This window comes from Brevundimonas sp. ABV4_179 (assembly GCF_056311945.1).
This window is the reverse complement of the sequence record NZ_CM149976.1, coordinates 1,090,999-1,111,751: the sequence shown is the minus strand read 5'-3', so window position 1 is coordinate 1,111,751 and position 20,753 is coordinate 1,090,999. Positions and strand designations below refer to the sequence as shown.

Here is a 20,753-nt window from a genome sequence, read left to right as displayed (position 1 = left end):
GATCTGCCCTGTCTCAGCGCCTTGCGCGCCCGACGACGCCGCTCGGGACGGAAAATGATTGTCCTGCGGTCGGATTCAGGCGAAACTCACGTCAGACGGCATGCCACTTGGGGAATGTATGTTTGGAACTCCGCCTCTGAGACAGCGTTGCCGTTCCTTGATCCGCAGTTTCAGGGGGCTCTCATGCCACGATGGACAACGCCAACCCGTCTGGGAGGCTGGCTGACCCTGCTTCTCGGCGTCCTGCTGGCCGTGATCGGTCTGATCCTGACCGTCGGCGGGGTGCAGTTGGCCGCTCTGGGCGGCTCCTGGTACTATGTCCTGGCTGGCCTGGCGCTTATCGCCTCGGGCGTGTTGCTGGTGCTGCGCGACGTGCGTGGGGCGTGGATATACGCCGCGACCTTCTTGGCGACGCTGATCTGGGCCTTCTGGGAAAAGGGCTTGAACGGTTGGGCCCTGGTGCCGCGCCTGGTCGGGCCGCTGGTGCTGATGTTCTTGGTCATCGCGACCCTGCCGGCGCTGCGGCGCGGCGCGGGGCGGCTGGCCGCCGGATCGGCGGCCGGTCTGGCGGTTCTGACCCTGATCTTCGGCGTCGTCATCGCCCAGGCCAACAAGGCGCAGATCGACCACCCGGTGCCCGGCGCGCGCGGAAGCTACAACGATCCCGCCCTGCTGAAGACGGGCGCGGACTGGCCCGCCTGGGGCGGCACCGACAGCGCGCAGCGCTATACGCCGCTGACCCAGATCAACAAGGACAACGTCGGCCGCCTGGAACGCGCCTGGACCTTCCGCACCGGCGACCTGCCCGGCGAGCGGTGGGGGGCGGAGACCACGCCGCTGAAGATCGGCGACACCGTTTATCTGTGCTCGGCCCGAAACAAGCTGTTCGCCCTGGATGCCAATACGGGCCAGCAGAAGTGGACCTATGATCCGCAGGTCGCCGACGACCAGATTCCCTACACGGCCGCCTGCCGCGGCGTGGCCTATCATGCCCGGGCGAACGCCAATCCGGCCGAACCCTGCGCGGTCAAGATCATCGAAGGCACCCTGGACGGCCGCATCATCGCCGTGGACGCCCGCACCGGGCGTCCGTGCCCGGCCTTCGGCCAGAACGGCGCGGTCAGCATCAAGGTCGGCATGGGCGACCCCTATCCCGGCATGGTGTCGATCACCTCGGCGCCCGTCATCGTGCGTGGCGTTATCGTCACGGGCCACCAGGTTCTGGACGGCCAGAAGCGGTGGAACGCCTCGGGCGTGATCCAGGGCTTCGACGTCGAGACGGGCGAACTGCGCTTCGCCTGGGACATGATGCGTCCGGACCGCAACGGCCTGCCGCCGGAGGGCGAGACCTATACGCCCGGCACCCCCAACATGTGGACGACGGCCTCTGTCGACGAGAATCTGGGTCTGGTCTATCTGCCGATGGGCAACTCCTCGGCCGACTACTGGTCCAGTTCGCGCCGCCCGCTGGAGAAGCAGTATTCGACCTCCATCGTCGCCCTGGACGTGACGACGGGCAAACCGCGCTGGCACTACCAGACCGTCCACAACGACGTGTGGGACTTCGACCACGGCTCGCAGGCGACGCTGATCGACTTCCCGACGGCGGCGGGCGTGGTACCGGCGCTGCTGGTGCCGACCAAGCAAGGCGACATGTACGTCTTCAACCGCGCCACCGGACAACTGCTGCACCGGGTCGAGGAACGGCCGGTGCCGACCACCGGCGGGACCGAACAGGGCCAGCGTTCGCCGACCCAGCCGTTCTCGCTGTTCGCCACCCTGCGCAAGCCGAACCTGGTCGAGGCCGACATGTGGGGCATGTCCCCGATCGACCAGATGTTCTGCCGCATCAACTTCAAGAAGGCGAACTATCAAGGCTATTACACCCCGCCCTCGACCAACCACTACATCAACTATCCGGGCTATAACGGCGGCTCGGACTGGGGCGGCGTGGCGGTCGATCCCGTGCGCGGCGTGATCGTGGCCAACTACAACGACATGCCCAACTACAACCGGCTGGTGCCGCGCGCCGAGGCCAATGCAAAGGGCTGGTTCCCGCGCGACGACCCGCGCTACATCGCCCAGCAGAAGGAAGCGGCCGAACGCGGCGGCAGCCTGTCCAAGGGCGAAGGCGCCGGCGACCCGCAGATCGGCGTGCCCTACGCCATCGACGTCAACGCCGGCTGGCGCGTGAAGTGGACGGGCCTGTTGTGCAAGGAGCCGCCCTATGGCGGGATCACCGCCATCGACATGCGTACCGGCCAGACCCTGTGGGACCGTCCGTTCGGCACGGCGCGCAAGAACGGCCCGTGGGGCATCCCCTCGATGCTTCCGCTGGAGATCGGCACGCCCAACAACGGCGGCGCGGTGGTGACGGCCAGCGGCCTGATCTTCATCGCCGCGGCGACCGACGACCTGATCCGCGCCATCGACATCGAGACCGGCAAGACCGTCTGGTCCGACGTCCTGCCCGCGGGCGGCCAGGCCAACCCCATGATCTACGAGCAGAACGGCCGCGAATACCTGGTCATCATGGCCGGCGGCCATCACTTCATGGAGACGCCGGAAGGCGACTATGTGATCGCCTATGCTCTGCCCGAGGGCAGAGCATAGGATTGCTCTGCGGGCCCATCGCGCTTCGCGCGGCTTGAGGCCCGGATGAGGTGAACGGCGAGGAGCCGGAGGCGGAGACGTCTCCGGCTTCCTGCTGTCACGGCCGGATCTGGCCCTGGCCGCGGACGACGTATTTGTAGGTGGTCAGCTGCTCGGCGCCGACGGGGCCGCGGGCGTGCAGGCGGTTGGTGGAGATGCCGATCTCGCCGCCGAAGCCGAACTCACCGCCGTCGGCGAACTGGGTGGAGGCGTTGACCAGGACGATGGCGCTGTCGACCTGGGCGGCGAAACGCTCGGCCGCCTCGGCGTCGGCGGTGACGATAGCCTCGGTGTGGCCCGAGCCGTAGCGGGCGATGTGGTGCACAGCGGAATCGACAAGAGCCGAGCTGATCGTCAAACCTGCAATAGACTGATCGAAAGCTCCGCGCTCCGCCTTGAGGCGTCCGTCTAGGATAGTGACGAGGGCAAGATTGGCATCCTGAACCGCCTCTCCAGTGTCGGCATTTATCACGGCCATGATTGGGTCGGCGTATACCCCTTTAAAGGCGTGCGAGGCGATGCTCCATCTGGACACAACTTCTAGCGCGACCATTGCTGCGGGCGTGGTTGCCGGAACCTTTGCCTTGAAACCAGGAACGAAGAAAACATCGACCTAGGTGCGCGCTCATACGATCCGCATCCCCGGTCAGAACCGAAGACCAGGACTCGACTCGGCCTCCTCGCTTACTAAGAGATGATCCGGAAGCGGCCACGGCGTCGCGTGCCGGCCGATACGGTAGGGCGCCATCGACTCCGTCAGCGCCCAGGTCTCATTTCGATCCGTGGTCAGTTCAGGGCGCAAGTAGTTGGCGTATACCCAGCGGAAGCGCGGATTGTCGGGCGTGAACTGGTGGGCCTCTACCATGTTTCGAACGTGCCTGACGGTGTTCACGTCGCGTCCGCCCATGGTCTCGACGCCGACGTGGACGACACCAGGCCGGTCGGCCGGCAGCTGCCGCTCGGCCTTCGCAACCACCTGCCGGAAGTGCTTGGCCTTGTGCCGGATGGCGGCGGGCGAGGAACTTGTCCAGGTCACAACGCTCACACGGTAGATGGTATGGGCGTAGATTGGCCGCTTCTTCGCCGGGCGCCACCGGGCCGAGAAGCTGTGGTCGGCTTCGTGATCGTAGTTGCCGGAGACCAGTTCGATCATCCGGCTCGACCCGTAGAACACGTCGTCATGGGCCATGACCCGGCGCGCCAGATGCCAGGTCGGCGCGGCGATCGCACCGTCCGAGACCTGATCGGACCAGACTGCCCGCTTTTCGCGAAGGGCCGTCTCCACCCGGTTTACGAGATAGTCGGGCGGGACGTCCTGAAGTTCGACCTTGAAGTCGATTGTCAGGATGAAGGACGTGTCCAGGCGCTCCCTCAGGCGATGGACGGGCGCAGCGAGCGCCAAGCCAAGCTGACGCTCTTTGATGGCGTAGGCCGATGGCATGAGGCGCTTGCATTCGATGGCCCAGCGACGAGTGCCCCGGGAGGCATGCAAGTCCGGGGTCGGCGGTCCGCCACGGATTTCTTGTACGAACCGGGTGTCCCAGCCATGCCTGTTCCAGGCTAGGGCGACCAGCAGTTCATAAATGCCGGGCTCGGGCTGGCGCCGATCGCCCGTCATCAGGCGCGCGGCCCGGTCCTCGGCACCCGGTATCGCCCGCAATCGCCCCAACTCCAGGCCGAGGCGCTTCAGGTAGGGAACAGACCGAACCATGGCGTCCGGCACGAAGCTCTCGCGGTTGGCGGCGAAGGCCTCGCCCTGGACGATCCACCACGCCGCGGCGTCGGATGGATCAAAGGGATCGGCGTGTTGGCCTCGCTTCCAAGCTTCGAGCGCCGACGCAAGGTGAGCGCGCTGGACCTCAAGCCGGCCCTCCATTTCACTGACCGGCACGAAGCCTTTCAGCCAATCGACCGCGGCGCGCACGTCTTCGTCACGCCAATCGTGGCCCGTGCGCGGCGCGATCCAGTTTGGGTCGGGGAAAGGCATAGCCCACCATCAACGTTAAAGCTGTGGCGGGGCAAGAGGCCTCTCGTTGGCGGAGGGTGAGTGGCCTGTTGCCTCCGGGCCGCGACCGTCTAACTGTCGGCTGGGAGCTGTAAGGGAGGGTGCTTAAGCGGCAATGATAGAGCAGCGGCTAGAACCTCATGGCCTGGCTCAGTCTCGCTGCCGTCTTGTTCGCCACAAGCTTCAGCGGATCATCGCTCAGGTGCGCGTAGATCTCGGTCGTCCTCGCCTGCTTATGGCCGAGAACCTTTCCGACGAGGAACAGTGACGCGCCATCCGCGATGGCGAAGCTCGCGAAACTGTGCCGGAGGTCATGGAGTCGGACGGTCGTTAATGACCGGACTTCGCGAAGGTCGCCGCCCAGGTCGTGGATCCGCCGATGCAGGATCGCATCCGCTCTTGCCTTGACCTTGGTCCACAGATTGGGGAGGCCGACGAAGTGGCCGTCTCCCTTCAGGGCGGGCAGCACCCAGGGCGATCCCGTGCCAAGCGCCGGCGTCGTGTCCCCCGAGTTGTGGCCCCTCGACGCCTCGGGAGCTCGGGTCTCGTCCCAACGACGCCGGAGCACCGCGATCGCATCGTCGGCCAGCGGCACGACCTTGGCCCCAGTCTTTGACTCGGGGAGGCGCAGGCAGCCCTTGGACCAGTCGACGAAGTCCCATTGCAGCGTCAGGATTTCCGATTTGCGGCACCCGGTCAGCATCAGCAGGCGCACCGAGTCGGCCATGACGGCGTAGCGCTCGTCCTCGCGCTCAAACTCCGCCAAGGCCTCGGCGAGCGCGGCAATTTCCCGCTCGGATAGGTATCGCTCCTTTCGGATCGTTTTGAACCTTTCGACGCCTTTGGTCGGGTTCTTCTGGAGATACTCGGCCTTAATCGCGAACTCGTAGACCGCCCCGAGCGTGATCACCGCCATCGCGGCCACGCGCTTGCCGCCCCTCACCTTCGACCGACGACGGTGTCCAAGCATGACGTTTCTGGCCGTCTTGCCCTGAGAGATGTCGAACTGCATCCGCGACACATCCATCGCGGTGACGTCGCGGGCGAGATGCCGGCCGAGCAGCGGCTTGATGTGGCAATCGAACATGATGCGGTTCGTCTCCCAGCTTGAGTCCTTCTTATTCGGCTTCAGCGCGGGTCCCTGCTCGAGATAGAGGTCGGTCAGCGCTTCCACGGTCAGCGCGTTCCTGTCGGCGACCTTCTGGGCTTGGGGATCGACCCCGTCCCTCACGTCCTGAAGTTTCTCGATCGCCCGGTCACGCGCCTCATCAAGACCATACCCTCCGTCGGCCTTGCCAAGGGTGAGCTTCCGGAACCGGCCTCCCAGTCGATAAAAGAGGACATAGCTGCGTCCGCCTCCGGGCCTGACGCGAACTCCAAAGCCTGTGACCTGGGTGTCCCACACGCAGAACTCGGCGGCTGCGGGTTCTAGGTTTTCAATCAGTTTCTTCGTCAGTTTCGGCATCGAACGGCCCAAAAAAGGTAGCGTATGGGTAGCAGAAAGTGCGATTTGCTACCTGTTTCCGCGATTTGCACATCGTACCGGAAAACAGGATTTCTACAATCTTTTCCGTAAGTTGGAACAGAATGAGATGACCTGAAAAGGCATGAAATAGGAACATTATCCTAATGGCATGCAAGAGGTCAGCGGTTCGACTCCGCTAAGCTCCACCATCAGTCTCCCTCTTTCCTCGGTTCGCCAGGGAAGAGGGAGACTGGCCATCCTCCATGACACTTTAATCTTTGCCTTGTCCGCCGGTGTTCACCACGGGAACCTCGGCTTTGCCGCCGCGCTCCTCTGCTGCAATCCGCTTCAGCCAGGAGAACGACGATGAGCGAGATCAAGGAAGGCATGGACGTCATCGGCGCCGACGGCGTCCATGTCGGCACGGTGGACCGCCTGGACGGCGACCGCATCAAGCTGACCCGGCGCGAGAACACCGGCGCCCACAGCGACCATCACCACTATATCGAAAAGGGCTTCGTCGCCGGCGTGGAGGGCGACAAGGTGCGCCTGTCGGCCAACGCCGATGTCGCCGTCACCCTGGAAGAAGAGAAATCCGGCAAGCCGGTCGATCTCTGAACCGCTTCGGCGGCGGCGTTCAGAACAGCGCCGCCGCCAGATTGACCGTCAGCGCCAGGATCACGGCGTTGAAGAACCAGGCGATCAGGCAGTGCAGCGTCGCCAGCCGGCGCAGGTCGCGGCTTGAAATCTGAACGTCGGCGGTCTGGTTCGCCACCCCGATGATCAGGCTGAAGTGCAGAAAATCCCAATAGTCGGCGTCGTCCTCGCCCGGGAACATCAGGCCGCCCTGATCGCCCTTGCCCTTGTCCTTGGGCGAATAGAACTCGTGGGCGTAGTGCAAGGCGAAGATGACGTGGACATAGAGCCACGACAGCCCCACCGTCAGAACTGAAAAGCCGGCCTGCGCCAGCGACGGCTTGCCGCCATGCAACAGGGACAACACCAGCACGACCAAACTGGCCGCCGCCGCCGTCAGGCTGAGCGGCAGGACCAGCGCCCCGGCCTGATCCAGTTCCGCCGCCCTGCGTCGGATGGCCGCCTGAGAGCTTGAGCGCAGGATGTGAACCAGCGTCAGGAGCAGAAAGGCCGCCACCCCGGCGTCCCATCCCGCCGCCAGCCGCACAGCCAAACCGGCCGAAGCGGGCGTCGCCGCGACCACGACCGCCAGCACGGCCAGCCCCAGCCAAAGGGAGAAATGCAGACGGAACAGGCGCGTGACGAACCCCATGGCCCGAGATCGCGCATTTGCCCATCGCCGTCCATCGGCAAACCCGAGACGTGAGCGGAAAGCCGCAGTTGTCACCCGACGGTTACGAGAGTATTGCGACGCATTCTTATAATCAAAAGCGATCCTCCCCCGATGCGTGCTTCCCTGTTCGGCCTTCTGGCGTCCGCCTCCGTCGCGACGCTGCTTGGCGCCGCCCCCGCCCTGGCCCAGCAGCAGGATGCGCCCACCACCCTGTCGGACATCGTCGTGACGGGATCGCAGGTGGCCCTGCCGCCGGCCTATGCAGGGGGTCAGGTGGCGCGTGGCGGAAGGGTCGGCCTGTTCGGCGCCCTGAACGCCATGGACACCCCCTTCTCCTCCACCAACTTCACCGAAAAGCTGGCGCGCGATCAGCAGGCCCGCAGCGTCGGCGACGTGCTGCAGAACGATCCGGCCGTGCGGCTGACCAAGGGGTTCGGCAACTTCCAGGAACTGTATGTGATCCGGGGCTTCCCGGTCTATTCGGACGACATGACCTATAACGGTCTCTACGGCGTGCTGCCGCGCCAGTATGTGGCGGCCGAACTGCTGGAACGGGTCGAGGTCTTCCGAGGCGCCACAGCCTTTCTGAACGGCGCGGCGCCGGGCGGCAGCGGCGTGGGCGGCGCGGTCAATCTGGTGCCCAAGCGCGCGGGCGACGCGCCCCTGAACCGGCTGACGGCCGGCTGGGAAGGCGGCGATCAGATCTACGCCGCCGCCGACCTGTCGCGCCGCTTCGGCTCCGATGGCGACTGGGGCCTGCGTCTGAACCTGGCCAGCCGCGCCGGCGAGGGCGGCGTCGAGGGCGAGGGCCGCGACATGAAGGTGCTCGGCCTGGGTCTGGACCACCGCGGCGACCGCGCGCGCTTTTCCGCCGACCTGGGCTGGCAGGACAACCGTATCGACGCGCCGCGTCCCCAGGTGACGCCGAACGGCGCCATTCCCCGCGCGCCGGACGCCGACAAGAACTTCGCCCAGCCCTGGACCTATACCGACGAGACCCAGTTGTTCGGCGCCGCGCGCGGCGAGTTCGACGTCACCGACGCCGTGACCGTCTGGGCCGCCGTGGGCGGTCGCGACGGCAAGGAGCGCAACAGCCTGGCCAATCCCCGCGCCAACGCCGACGGGTCGCTGAACGCCTACCGCTTCGACAACGGCCGTCGCGATCAGGTCTTCTCGGCCGACGTGGGCGTGCGCGCCGACTTCGACACCGGCCCGGTGCGACACCGCCTGGTCGCCTCGGCCGCCCAGGTGCAGTCGCGCGAGAAGAACTCCTACGCCTTCTCCAACTTCGGCGGCTTCGCCAGCAACCTGTACGATCCGGTGTTCGCGCCCGCTCCGGCCCCGACCGCCTTGGCCGCCGGCTCCCTGACCGACCCGACCGTGGTGGGCCGGGTCAGGACCAACAGCGTCGCCATCGCCGACATGGCGTCCTTCCTGGACGACCGTCTGATGATCACCCTGGGCGCCCGCTATCAGGAGATCGACACCCGGTCCTATGACTACAACACCACCGCCCGCAACGGCGGCTACGCCAGCGATGCCGTGACCCCGGTCTTCGCCGTGGTCTACCGCCCGATCGACCGGGTCTCGCTCTACGCCAACTATTCGGAGGCGCTGGTGCCTGGAAAGACCGCGCCCGGCGCGGTCAACGGGGCGCCCGTCGCCAACGCCGGCGAGGTTCTGGAGCCGTTCCGCGCCGAGCAGAACGAGATCGGGGTGAAATATGACGCCGGGTTGTTCGGCGCCACGCTCAGCGCCTTCCGCACCACCCTGCCCAGCGAATATTTCGACACGGCGACCCGCACCTATTCCGCCGGCGGCGAGCAGGAGAACCGGGGCGTCGAACTGACCGTCTTCGGCGAACCGCTGGAGGGCCTGCGCGTCCTCGGCGGCGCGACCTGGCTGGACGCCGAGATCAAGCGCGCCCTGAACCCCGCCCTCAACGGCAAGTCCGCCATCGGCGTGCCGGACTTCCAGGCCAATCTGAACGTGGAATGGGACGTGCGGGCCATCGACGGCCTGACGCTGGAGGGTCGGGTCGTACATACCGGCGCCCAACCGGCCAGCGCGGACAACGCCGTCGAACTGGACAGCTGGACACGCTACGACGCCGGCGTCCGCTACGCCTTCGAGGCGGGCGGCAAGCCGCTGACGCTGCGGGCGCGGGTCGAGAACCTGGCGGACAAGAACCAGTGGGTCGCGGTCGGCGGCTATCCGGGGTCCAACTATCTTACGCTGGGCGGGCCGCGCACCCTGCGCCTGTCGGTCTCGGCCGAGTTCTGAGCCCGCTCAATCGCGATACGATGACGCCCCCGGACGGAGCCAGGAGCTGGTTCCGTCCGGAGGCCGCCCGTTCTAGAGGCTACCGATGAAAGCCCGAACCATCCGCGCCTGGTCCTGGGTCCACAAATGGTCGAGCCTGGTCTCGACGGTGTTCCTGTTGATGCTGTGCGTCACCGGCCTGCCGCTGGTGTTCACCCACGAGTTGGACGAGGTGCTGCTGCATGAGCCCTGGCAGCCCAAGAACCCGGACGGGCCCCTTCTGGATCTGGACCAGGTGTTGAGCGCGGCCCTGGCCCTGCATCCGGGCGAGGTTCCGGCCTTCATGAGCTTTGACGAGGATCGGCCGGTGGTGAACGTCACCAGCCGCGCGCCCGACGCCCCCGCCGGCCAATACAGTTTCGAACCCATCGACCAGACCAGCGGCGAGGTCGCCCCCCTGGTCGCCGGCCATCCGGTGATGGAGTTCCTGCTGCAACTGCATACCGACATGTTCCTGGGCCTGGCCGGAATGCTGTTCCTGGGCGCCATGGGGCTGATGTTGGTGGCGGCCCTGGTGTCGGGGGTGGTCCTGTATGCGCCCTTCATGCGCCGTCTGCCGTTCGGCACGGTTCGGGCGTCCAAGGCGGCGCGGACCCGCTGGCTGGACTATCACAACCTGTTGGGCGTCGTGACCCTGGCCTGGGTGCTGGTGGTGGGGACGACCGGGGTGGTCAACACCCTGGCGACGCCGATCATCGCCTTTTGGAAGGATACGGCGCTGAAGGAGCTGACCGTCGCCTATGACGCCCCCGCGCCGGCCGGCCGGCGCGCCTCGCTGGATGCGGCGGTCAAGCGCGCCCAGGCCGCCCTGCCCGGCATGACGCTGCAGTTCGTGGCCTTTCCGGGATCGACCTATTCGACCGACCATCACTATGCCGTCTTCTTCCACGGGGACACGCCGCTGACCAAGCACATGACCACGCCCGCCCTGATCGACGCGCGCACGGGCGAACTGGCGGCGGTCGCCTCCATGCCCTGGTATGTGAAGACCCTGTCCCTGTCCCAGCCGCTGCACTTCGGCGACTATGGCGGGCTGGGGCTGAAGATCGTCTGGGCGCTGCTGGACATCGCCACCATCGTTATCCTGATCTCCGGCCTCTATCTGTGGCTGGCCAAGCGCAGGAAGCCGGCATGAGCCGCAAGGACCTCGGCCTGCGCGCCATCTTCGGCATACCCGCCATCCTGTTCGCCCTGACTCTCACGGGCCTGATCGGCGCCCTGTTGGAAGACGGTCTCTGGGACTTCTTGGGCGCCGCCCTGCTGACCGCATGGCTGATCGTCCTGGCGTGGGCGCTGATCCGGCGGCGCCGATAGGCGAGGCCGATCAAGGGCGCGGCGTCCGACTTCGCAAAAACGGACTTTAACAAAACGGATCACAACCCCTATAGTGATACAAAGTCCCAATAAGTGGACATTTGATAGGGAAACTGTCGTGGTCCAGTCTGTGACGTGGATGACAACCGCCGTCGCCTTGGCGGGCGTCCTTTCGCTTGCGCCACAGGCGGCGAAGGCGGAGCCGCAGGCCATCCGGCTGGAAACCTTGGATCGATCCGTTGTCGCCACGCCGATGGCGGACGGAGGCGTGTTCGTTCAATGGCGACTGAGCGCCTCCGACCCTGCGCGGGCGCGCTTCGAGGTGTTTAGGGACGGCGTTCGCCTTGGGCGGACGACATCGACCGATCCGACTGGATGGCGCGATCCGTCCGGCGATCTCAGCGCCCGCTACGCCGTGCGTCTGACGGGCGAAAGGCAGGACGCCGTCGCGCAGAACCTGGCTGACGGCTATCTGACCATTCCGTTGGACCGCCCCGCTGGCGGCGTTACGCCCGACGGCGTCGCCTATGACTACGAGGCCAATGACGGGACGGTCGGCGATCTGGATGGCGACGGGCGCTATGAGATCATCCTGAAATGGCAACCGACAAACGCCAAGGACAACGCCTTCGCCGGCTTCACCGGCCCCACGCTGATCGACGCCTATACGTTGGACGGCCGGCGGCTTTGGCGCATCGACCTGGGTCGCAACATCCGTTCGGGCGCCCACTACACCCAGATGGTCGTGCAGGACTTCGACGGCGACGGACGGGCCGAGGTCGTGCTGAAGACCGCGGATGGCACGATCGACGGCGCCGGTCGGATGATTGGCGACGCCGAAGCCGACTGGCGCGAAGACGGCGGCGAAATCCCCAGCCATGATCGCACGGGCGCCGAGCGCAAGGCGGACGGAAGCCTGGCGGCCGGTCTGGTCGGCCGCATCCTTTCGGGGCCGGAGTTCATCACCGTCTTCGACGGCCGCACCGGCGCGGCCCTGGCCAGCGCGCCCTATGTCCCGTCGCGCGGTCGGGCGGGCGATTCGGCGACCGCTGAAGAGATGGCGGCCATCTGGGGGGACGGCTATGGCAATCGGTCCGAGCGGTATCTGGGCGGCGCGGCCTATCTGGACGGGCGTCTGCCCAGCATCGTCATGGCCCGCGGCTATTACGCACGCACCGTGGTCGCCGCATGGGACTGGCGCGACGGGCGGCTGAGCCAGCGCTGGGTCTTCGACAGCGACACGGCGCCCGAAGGCTACGCCGGTCAGGGCAATCACCAGTTCAGCGTCGCCGACGTGGACGGCGACGGCCGTCAGGAGATCATTTACGGCGCCATGGCGCTGGATGACGACGGAACGCCGCTGTGGACCACGCGGCTGGGCCACGGCGACGCCATGCACGTCGGCGACCTGGACCCGACCCGTCCGGGGCTTGAGAAGTTCGGGGTGCATGAAAACGTCGTCGGCAATGGCGGCGTCGGTTCGGCCATGGTCGACGCCCGCACCGGCGAAGTCCTGTGGCGCACAGCCGGACAGCAGGATGTCGGGCGCGGCGTCGCCATCGACATCGATCCGCGCTATCCGGGCGCCGAGATCTGGGCGTCGAACAGCAACGATCTGTATTCGGCGGACGGCCGGGTCATCTCCCACACCCGCCCGCAGCAGATGAATTTCGGCATCTGGTGGGACGGCGACGGCTTGCGCGAACTGCTGGACGGCACGCGCATCTTCAAATGGGACTGGGAGAACCAGCGATCCATCCCCCTGCTGAGCGCCGAGGGCGCAGCCTCCAACAACGGCACCAAGGCCAATCCGGTTCTGGTCGCCGACATCCTGGGCGACTGGCGTGAAGAGGTGATCTGGCGCACGGCCGACAGTTCGGCGCTGCGCATCTATGTGACCCCGCACCCGACCCCCTTGCGTCATGCCACCCTGATGCACGACGCCCAGTATCGCTCGCAGGTGTCTGGTCAGAACTCGGCCTATAATCAGCCGTCGCACCCCAGCTTCGCCTTCGACGCGCCCCTGGGTCAGGGCCGGTGAGCCTGAGCCGACGCCTCGCCCTGCTGGGCGCCGCCGGTCTGGCGGCGGGATGCGCCACCGCACCCCGTATCGGCTCCAAGACCGGGCCCCGGCGGCTCTACGCCGACGACTTCCGACGCGGGCTAGACCAGTGGCTGATCGAGCTGGAGCAGGGGCGCGGTACGGTCAGCGCGGCGGACGGGGTCATGACCTTCGACGTGCCGCTGGGCGCCAGCGCCTGGTTCAGGCGAGAACTGACCTCGCCGGTCGAGATCCGCTTCACCGCGATGGCCGTGTCGGCGGGCGGCGCCCATGATCGCGTCAGCGACCTGAACTGCTTCTGGATGGCCGACGATCCACGCAGTCCCGGCGATCTGCTGGCCCGCCCGCGCTCGGGCGCCTTCGCCGATTATGACGTGATGCGGACCTATTATGTCGGGCTCGGCGGCAACTCGAACACCTCCTCGCGTTTCCGTCGCTATGTCGGGAACGGAGAACGGCCGCTGCTGCCCCAGCACGATCTGTCGGCGCCGGACGATCTGATCGTCGCCAACCGCCCCTACCGCATCCGCCTGATCGCCGATGGCGGCCGTATCGAATACTGGCGCGACGATCGGCGCCTGTTCGCCCTGGACGACCCCGCCCCCTATCGCCGCGGCTGGTTCGCCCTGAGGACCACCTGGAATCACATGACCGTCCGGGACTTCTCCGTCTGGACCGTCGCCTGATCGCCCGCCTGAGGAACCCATGAAGAAGCAAGCTCTGATCCTGGCGCTGGCCCTTTCGGCCCTCGCCCCCGGCGCCCAGGCGCAGAACCATTGGGCGCGAAGCTGGAACGCCTCGCCCCTGGCCGCCGCGCCCGACCGCCGCCCGCCGACGCTGAAGGATGTCACGGTCCGCCAGGTGGTCCGCGTCAGCGCGGGCGGCGAACGGTTCCGACTGCGGCTGACAAACGAATACGGCCTGACCGCCGCGCGGATCGGACGGGTGCGGATCGTGCAGTTAGCCGATGACGGCGCCCCCGTCCCCGGCGCGGCGCGCGACCTGACCTTCGACGGCGCGGCGGGCGCCCTGCTGGCCCCGGAGGCGCCCCTGCTCAGCGATCCGGTCGATCTTGCCCTGCCTGCGCTAAGCCGTCTGTCGATCAGCCTCTATCTGCCTGATGAGGTCGCCGATCCCACCATACATCTGCTGGGCCTGTCGTCCGCCTGGATCGCGCCGGGCGATCAGACGGCGGCCGCCGAATTGACCGACCCGACCCTGGTGACGCAGCGGCTGCTGATCTCGGGCGTCGATGTCGAGCGGGCCGAAGCGGGCCGGGTGATCGTGACCCTGGGCGATTCCATCACCGACGGCGCCAACGGCACGCGCGACGCCGACCGGCGCTGGCCCGACCTGCTGGCGCGCCGTTTGCAGGCGGCGGGCCTGACCTCGGTGGCTGTCGCCAACGCAGGCATTTCGGGCAACCGCATCCTGAAGCCAAAGCCCGGTCTGGGGGTGGCGGCGTTGGCGCGATTCGACCGCGATGTTCTGGCCCTGCCGGGCGCGACGGATGTGATCGTGCTGGAGGGCGTCAACGACTTCGGCATGGCCTGGCGCGATCATGATCCGCAGCCGCCGACCCCGGCCGATCTGATCGCGGGCTACCGCCAGATGATCGCCCGCGCCCATGCCGCCGGCCTGAAGATCAGGCTGGCGACCATCCTGCCGTTCAAGGACGCCAACTACTGGTCCGAACAGGGCGAGGCGACCCGCCAGGCCGTCAATACCTGGATACGTGCAAACACAGAGGCGGACGGCCTCATCGACTTCGACGCCGTGATGCGCGACCCCGCCCAGCCGCTGAAACTGGCCGCCGCCTATGACAGCGGCGACCATCTGCACCCCAATGACGCGGGCTTCCGCGCCATGGCCGACGCCATCGACCTGACGCCCTATCGATGAGAAGCGGCTGGCGGTCTGACGCGGGTCAGATCGCCAGCATCTCGCGAGTCATGCCCGCGACCGACTTCGCCCCGGTCAGGGTCATGGCCACGCGCATTTCCTTTTCGAACAGGTCCAGCAGGTTTTCGACGCCCGCCTGACCGTTCGCCGCCAGCGCATAGATGAAGGCCCGGCCCAGCAGGACCGCGTCAGCGCCCAGCGAGATCGCCCGCACCACGTCCAGCCCGTTGCGGACGCCCGAATCCACCAGGATCTTCAGGTCGCCCTTCACCGCATCGGCTATGGCGGGCAGAGCGCGGGCAGACGACAAGACCCCGTCCAGCTGCCGTCCGCCGTGGTTCGACACCACGATGCCGTCGGCGCCGAAACTGACGGCGTCGCGGGCGTCCTGCGGATCAAGCACGCCCTTGATGATCATCGGCCCGTCCCAGAAGTCGCGGATCCATTGCAGGTCCTTCCATGAAATCGACGGATCGAAATTATTGGCCAGCCAGCCGATATAGTCGGCCAATCCCGTCGGCTTGCCCAGATAGGCAGACACATTGCCCAGGTCGTGCGGGCGGCCATTCAACCCTACGTCCCAGGCCCAGGCGGGATGGGTCATGGCCTGGACCATCCGGCGCATCTCGGCGTTGGGGCCGCTCATGCCCGAATGGGCGTCGCGGTAGCGGGCGCCGGGGGTGGGCATGTCGACCGTGAAGACCAGGGTCTTCACCCCCGCCGCCCTGGCGCGCTCCAAAGCATTCTTCATGAAACCCCGGTCGCCCAGCACATAGAGTTGGAACCACATGGGCCGGTCGATGGCGGGCGTCACCTCCTCGATCGGGCAGACCGAAACGGTGGACAGGATGAAGGGAACCCCGCGCGACGCCGCCGCCCTGGCCGCCTGCACCTCGCCACGCCGGGCGTACATGCCGGTCAGGCCGACCGGCGCCAGGATGATGGGCAGGCGCAGGGTTTCGTCGAACAGTTTCGTCTCAAGGCTGAGGCTGGTCATGTCCTGCAGCACACGCTGGCGCAGGGCGATGGCCTGCCAGTCCTCGACGTTGCGCCTCAGCGTCTGTTCGGCGTAGGCGCCGCCGTCGATGTAGTGGAACAGGAAAGGCGGCAGCTTGCGCCGCGCGGCCTCGCGATAATCGCCGGGCGAGGAGATGATCACGCGCCTGTCCTACTGGAAGTTGGCGAAGGCGCCGCCGTCGACCAGCAGGGCCGCGCCGGACATGTAGGACGCCATGTCCGAGGCCAGGAAGGCGACGACGGAGGCGATGTCCTCGGGTCGCCCCAGGCGGCCCAGCGGAATGCGACCCTCCATATATTCGCGCTTCTTCGGATCGGCGAGGTCGTCCTTGTTGATGTCGGTGGCGATGGTGCCGGGCAGGACAGAGTTGCAGCGAACGCCGTAACGACCCATGGCGACGGCGCAGGACTGCATCAGGCTGTGCACCCCCGCCTTGGTCGGGGTGTAGTGGGTCTGCATCTCGCCGCCGACCAGGGCCGAGATCGAGCTGATCGCCACGATGGCGCCGCCGTCCCCCTGCTTCACCATCTGATTGGCCGCCGCCTGCACCATGTAATAGGCGCCGTGCAGATTAACCTCCATCGTGCGGCGCAGGGTCTCGACCGGCATGTCGAGGAAGGCGTGGAACGGGCAGATGCCGGCGTTGGAGACGAAGACGTCCACCCGGCCGAGCGCCTGCACCGCCGCGGCGACGAAGACTGCGGCGCTTTCCGGCTGGGCCACGTCGCCGTCGATGGCGATGGCGTGGCGGCCCAGCGCCTCGATCTCGGCGACCACCTCGGCGGCGGCGGCATCGTCCCGGAAGGTGTTGATGGCGACGTCGGCGCCTTGGCGCGCGGCCTCGATCGCCGTCGCCCGCCCGATGCCCCGCGATGCGCCCGTGATCAGGACGACCTTGTTCTCAAGCAGCATGGGGGCTCCGGCGATGGTTCGGTTTCAGGGTTTGGGCGACCAGCCCAGGTCGGCGCTGATCGCGTCGGCGGCCTCGGTCACCGTCTTGGTCAGTTCGGTCATCCGGGCGTCGGACATATATTGGGCGGCCGAGGAGACGCTGAGGGCGGCGACGATCTGGCCGTTCACCGAACGGATCGGAGCGGCGACGCAGCGAATCTGGTCCTCGTTCTCTTCAAGGTCGAAGGCGTAGCCCTTCTGGGCATAGCCATGCATCCGCTCCAGCCAGACGGCGCGGGCCGACGAGTCAAAGGCGGCGCCCGGCTCGGCGTAGAAGTCGATCCACTCCGGCTCGGTCTTGTCCAGGATCAGCGCCTTGCCCAGGCCGGTAGAGGCGATGGGGTGACGTTCGCCCAGGCGCGAGCCGATGTTGATGCGCCGGCGCCCCGCCACCTTGTCCAGATAAAGCGCATGACGCCCGTCCAGCACGCCCAGATGCACTGTGTCGTCGGTCTGGGCCGACAGTTGCTCCAGCCACGGGCGGGCCACGCGCGGCAGATGCATCTGCTGGCTGGCGGCATGGCCCAGCTCAAGCAGTTTGGGACCGAGGGAATAGCCCTCGCGCGGGCGGAACGACAGCAGCCGCCGCTCGACCAGGGCCGAGGCCAGACGGTGGGTCGTGCTGCGCGTCAGCTCCAGCTTTTCGGACAGTTCGGCCAGGGGCAGGGAGCCGTCGATCAGGGCGTCGATGACGTCCAGACCCCGCAGCAGGGTCTGGCTGCCGGACGCCTTGGCGCCGATCTCTTCATCTCCATCGACCTGTGCGGTCTTCATTGACGGCGTTCGTCCCATTTCGTAATCCTCATTCTCAGAATGTAGCAAAACGCGCAAGTCGCTCCGTCACACGAGCCTGACTTTGACGCCATGCACGGAGGAACGCCAGTGAAATCCCGCATTATGGGAGCGAATCGCCAATCACTGGTGATGACGCGATGAGCCGCCTGCCCCGCATCAAACACGTCCGCGCCTTCGTCGTGAAGAACGATGGCGCAGGTGGCGGCGCCGACTATCACGATCAGGGCGACGGTCACTGGATCGACGATCATATCACCACCCCCATGGCGAAATACCCCGAGTACCGCCAGAGCCGCCGCAGCTTCGGCATCAATGTGCTGGGCACCTTGGTTGTCGAGATCGAGGCCGAGAACGGCGTGGTCGGGTTTGCGGTCACGACCGGCGGCGAACCGGCGGCCTATATCGTCGAGAAGCATCTGGCCCGCTTCCTGGAGGGCCGCGATCCGTCCGAGGTCGAGAAGATCTGGGACCAGATGTATTTCTCCACCCAGTATTACGGCCGCAAGGGTCTGGTGGTGAACGCCATCTCCGGCGTCGATCTGGCGCTGTGGGACTTGCTGGGCCGCCTGCGGCAGGAGCCGGTCTTCGCCATGCTGGGCGGTCCGGTTCGTGACGAACTGACCTTCTACGCCACCGGCGCCCGTCCCGACAAAGCCAGGGAGCTGGGCTTCATCGGCGGCAAGATGCCGCTGCACCACGGCCCGGCCGAGGGCGAGGAAGGCCTGCGCAAGAACCTCGCCGAGCTGGAGGCCATGCGCAACGCCTGCGGCGACGACTTCTGGCTGATGTTCGACTGCTGGATGGCGCTGGACCTGAACTACGCCACCCGCCTGGCGCACGAGGCCCACAAGCTGGGTCTGAAGTGGATCGAGGAGGCGCTCAGCCCCGACGACTACTGGGGCTATCAGGCGCTGAAGAAGAACGCCCCCAAGGGGATGCTGGTCACGACCGGCGAGCATGAGGCCACCCGCTGGGGCTTCCGCATGCTGCTGGAGATGGAATGCTGCGACATCATCCAGCCCGACGTGGGCTGGTGCGGCGGGGTCACCGAACTGATCAAGATCTCCGCCATGGCCGACGCCAAGGGCGTGCTGATGATCCCGCACGGCTCATCGGTCTATTCCTACCACTTCGTGGTGACGCGCCATAACAGCCCGTTCGCGGAGTTCCTGATGATGGCCCCCGGCGCCGACGAGGTCGTGCCCATGTTCCATCCGCAACTGATCGGCGAACCCGTTCCGGTGAATGGCCGCCTGAAGGTGCCGGATGCGCCCGGTTTCGGCGTCGAGTTGAACCGCGACATCGCCCTGCAGCGCCCCTACGCGCGTTAAGACGAAAGCCCTTCCCCCACCATGAAACTGCTGCGTTACGGCCCCAGGGGCCAGGAAAAGCCGGGCACGCTGGATACTGAGGGGCGCATCCGCGACCTGTCGGGCCACATCGCCGACATCACCCCGGACCAACTGCATGGCCCTGCGCTCGAGGCGCTGAAGGCCATCGACCCGACCACCCTGCCCCTGGTCGAGGGCCGGCCCCGCTATGGCGTGCCGATAAACGGCGTGCGCAAATTCCTGGCCATCGGCCTGAACTTCGCCGACCACGCGGCCGAATCCAACCTGCCGATCCCGGCCGAGCCGGTGCTGTTCACCAAGGCCGTCACCTGCCTGAACGGGCCGAACGACGACGTGGTCATTCCGCGCGGGTCCGAGAAGACCGACTGGGAGGTCGAACTGGGCGTCGTCATCGGCAAGCCCGCCTCCTATGTGACCACGGAAGAGGCCCTGGATCACGTCGCTGGCTATGTGCTGATCAACGACGTGTCCGAGCGCGCCTATCAGACCGAGCGCGGCGGCACCTGGGACAAGGGCAAGGGCTGCGACACCTTCGGCCCCGTCGGCCCCTGGCTGGTCACGACCGACGAGGTCGGCGACGTCCAGAACCTGGACATGTGGCTGGACCTGAACGGCAAGCGCATGCAGACCGGCAACACCCGCACCATGATCTTCGGCGTCGCCGAGATCGTGTCCTATCTGTCAGAGTTCATGACGCTGGAGCCCGGCGACCTGATCACCACCGGCACCCCGCCTGGCGTGGGTCTGGGCCAGAAGCCGCCCCTTTATCTGAAGGCGGGCGACACGGTGCGTCTGGGCATCCAGAAGCTGGGCGAACAGGGCCAGACCTTCGTGGAGTGGACCCGATGAGCGCCTATCGGGACCGGTTCGCGGGCCGCACCGCCGTCGTCACCGGCGGGGCCTCGGGCCTGGGCAAGGCCGCCGCCGCCCGCATCGTCGCCGAAGGCGGCAGGGTGGTGCTGTGGGACCTGAACGCCCAGGCGCTGACCGCCGCCGCCGCCGAGGTCGGGGCCGCCCATGTGATCGCCCTGGACGTCGCCGACCCTGACGCCGTCGCCGCCGCCGCCGAGGCCTCGGCCCAGGCGCTGGACGGCCGCATCGACATCCTGGTCGCCTCGGCCGGCATCACCGGCGCCACCGTGCCGGTGCAGGACTTCCCCGTCGACAGCTGGAAGCGCGTGGTCGACATCAATCTGAACGGCGTCTTCTACTGCTGCCGCGCCGTCGTGCCCTTCATGCTGGCCAACGGCTATGGCCGCATCGTCAACGTCGCCTCGGTCGCGGGCAAGGAAGGCAATCCCAACGCATCCGCCTATTCCGCCTCCAAGGCCGGGGTGATCGGCTTCACCAAGTCGCTGGGCAAGGAGTTGGCCGGCAAGGGCGTCGTCGCCAACAGCCTGACCCCCGCCACCTTCGAAAGCCCCATCCTGGAACAGCTGCCCCAGAGCCAGGTCGACTACATGCGCTCCAAGATCCCCATGGGCCGCCTCGGCGAGGTCGACGAAAGCGCCGCTATGGTCTGCTTCATGGCCTCCGAGGAATGCAGCTTCACAACCGCCTCCACCTTCGACACCTCCGGCGGAAGAACGACGTACTAAGGACGCAG

General features: G+C 66.8%; 15 protein-coding genes and 4 pseudogenes. 12 read left to right on the top strand and 7 right to left on the bottom strand.

Annotation, left to right across the window (positions count from 1 at the left end; genetic code table 11):
• Positions 1-183: 183 nt before the first annotated feature.
• Positions 184-2,613: a membrane-bound PQQ-dependent dehydrogenase, glucose/quinate/shikimate family gene (locus tag ACYX4P_RS05405; RefSeq protein ID WP_039247742.1), complete on the top strand. Its 2,430-nt coding sequence runs from the start codon at positions 184-186 to the stop codon at positions 2,611-2,613.
• A gap of 97 nt (positions 2,614-2,710) precedes the next feature.
• Here the strand turns inward: ACYX4P_RS05405 and proA are convergent.
• From proA to ACYX4P_RS05390, 3 genes and pseudogenes are all read right to left on the bottom strand, one after another.
• A pseudogene (gene proA, locus ACYX4P_RS05400) lies at positions 2,711-3,004 on the bottom strand (glutamate-5-semialdehyde dehydrogenase); the annotation flags it as partial.
• A 294-nt stretch (positions 3,005-3,298) separates the two neighbouring features.
• The gene (locus ACYX4P_RS05395; protein WP_191554967.1) at positions 3,299-4,639 is read right to left on the bottom strand and encodes a hypothetical protein; all 1,341 of its coding nucleotides are present in this window, start codon (positions 4,637-4,639) and stop codon (positions 3,299-3,301) included.
• 148 nt (positions 4,640-4,787) lie between these two features.
• A complete protein-coding gene (locus tag ACYX4P_RS05390; protein ID WP_191554966.1) occupies positions 4,788-6,122 on the bottom strand; it encodes a tyrosine-type recombinase/integrase in 1,335 nt (444 codons plus the stop codon).
• Between the two features lie 366 nt (positions 6,123-6,488).
• Between ACYX4P_RS05390 and ACYX4P_RS05385 the strand changes: the two genes are divergently transcribed.
• Entirely contained in the window at positions 6,489-6,740 is a 252-nt protein-coding gene (locus ACYX4P_RS05385; protein ID WP_248117946.1) for a DUF2171 domain-containing protein, read from the top strand.
• Positions 6,741-6,759: 19 nt separating this feature from the next.
• On the opposite strand, the gene ACYX4P_RS05380 is transcribed toward ACYX4P_RS05385, so the two are convergent.
• Positions 6,760-7,410, bottom strand: coding sequence for a DUF1345 domain-containing protein (locus tag ACYX4P_RS05380; protein WP_248117947.1), 651 nt, complete (start codon positions 7,408-7,410; stop codon positions 6,760-6,762).
• A gap of 132 nt (positions 7,411-7,542) precedes the next feature.
• Here ACYX4P_RS05380 and ACYX4P_RS05375 point away from each other — a divergent pair.
• From ACYX4P_RS05375 to ACYX4P_RS05345, 7 genes and pseudogenes are all read left to right on the top strand, one after another.
• Positions 7,543-9,651, top strand: a pseudogene (locus ACYX4P_RS05375) (TonB-dependent receptor); the annotation flags it as partial.
• A pseudogene (locus tag ACYX4P_RS05370) lies at positions 9,624-9,699 on the top strand (hypothetical protein); the annotation flags it as partial. The pseudogenes ACYX4P_RS05375 and ACYX4P_RS05370, both read left to right, overlap by 28 nt.
• Positions 9,700-9,796: 97 nt before the next feature.
• Positions 9,797-10,888: pseudogene (locus ACYX4P_RS05365) on the top strand (PepSY-associated TM helix domain-containing protein); the annotation flags it as partial.
• Complete coding sequence (locus ACYX4P_RS05360; RefSeq protein WP_248117950.1) at positions 10,885-11,067, top strand: hypothetical protein; 183 nt, start codon at positions 10,885-10,887, stop codon at positions 11,065-11,067. The pseudogene ACYX4P_RS05365 and the gene ACYX4P_RS05360, both read left to right, overlap by 4 nt.
• Positions 11,068-11,206: 139 nt before the next feature.
• Entirely contained in the window at positions 11,207-13,108 is a 1,902-nt protein-coding gene (locus tag ACYX4P_RS05355) for a rhamnogalacturonan lyase (protein WP_248117952.1), read from the top strand.
• Positions 13,105-13,815: a DUF6250 domain-containing protein gene (locus ACYX4P_RS05350; protein ID WP_292048648.1), complete on the top strand. Its 711-nt coding sequence runs from the start codon at positions 13,105-13,107 to the stop codon at positions 13,813-13,815. The genes ACYX4P_RS05355 and ACYX4P_RS05350 overlap by 4 nt, the downstream gene beginning before the upstream one ends.
• Before the next feature lie 19 nt (positions 13,816-13,834).
• A complete protein-coding gene (locus ACYX4P_RS05345; RefSeq protein WP_248117956.1) occupies positions 13,835-15,031 on the top strand; it encodes an SGNH/GDSL hydrolase family protein in 1,197 nt (398 codons plus the stop codon).
• Between the two features lie 25 nt (positions 15,032-15,056).
• Here ACYX4P_RS05345 and lldD read toward each other — a convergent pair whose 3' ends face one another.
• From lldD to ACYX4P_RS05330, 3 genes are read right to left on the bottom strand one after another with little or no spacing between them, the layout of a single operon-like run.
• Complete coding sequence (gene lldD, locus ACYX4P_RS05340; protein ID WP_248117958.1) at positions 15,057-16,190, bottom strand: FMN-dependent L-lactate dehydrogenase LldD; 1,134 nt, start codon at positions 16,188-16,190, stop codon at positions 15,057-15,059.
• A 9-nt stretch (positions 16,191-16,199) separates the two neighbouring features.
• Complete coding sequence (locus ACYX4P_RS05335) at positions 16,200-16,961, bottom strand: SDR family NAD(P)-dependent oxidoreductase (protein WP_248117959.1); 762 nt, start codon at positions 16,959-16,961, stop codon at positions 16,200-16,202.
• Positions 16,962-16,985: 24 nt separating this feature from the next.
• Positions 16,986-17,774 (bottom strand): IclR family transcriptional regulator, encoded by a 789-nt coding sequence (locus ACYX4P_RS05330; RefSeq protein ID WP_248117961.1) that lies wholly within the window; start codon positions 17,772-17,774, stop codon positions 16,986-16,988.
• Positions 17,775-17,932: 158 nt separating this feature from the next.
• Between ACYX4P_RS05330 and rhmD the strand changes: the two genes are divergently transcribed.
• From rhmD to ACYX4P_RS05315, 3 genes are read left to right on the top strand one after another with little or no spacing between them, the layout of a single operon-like run.
• Complete coding sequence (rhmD, locus tag ACYX4P_RS05325; RefSeq protein WP_292048665.1) at positions 17,933-19,126, top strand: L-rhamnonate dehydratase; 1,194 nt, start codon at positions 17,933-17,935, stop codon at positions 19,124-19,126.
• A 21-nt stretch (positions 19,127-19,147) separates the two neighbouring features.
• Positions 19,148-19,996, top strand: coding sequence for a 2,4-didehydro-3-deoxy-L-rhamnonate hydrolase (locus tag ACYX4P_RS05320; protein ID WP_248117965.1), 849 nt, complete (start codon positions 19,148-19,150; stop codon positions 19,994-19,996).
• Positions 19,993-20,745 carry an SDR family NAD(P)-dependent oxidoreductase gene (locus ACYX4P_RS05315; protein WP_248117967.1) on the top strand — a complete coding sequence of 251 codons (753 nt, stop codon included), beginning with the start codon at positions 19,993-19,995 and terminating at the stop codon, positions 20,743-20,745. The genes ACYX4P_RS05320 and ACYX4P_RS05315 overlap by 4 nt, the downstream gene beginning before the upstream one ends.
• Positions 20,746-20,753 lie beyond the last annotated feature (8 nt).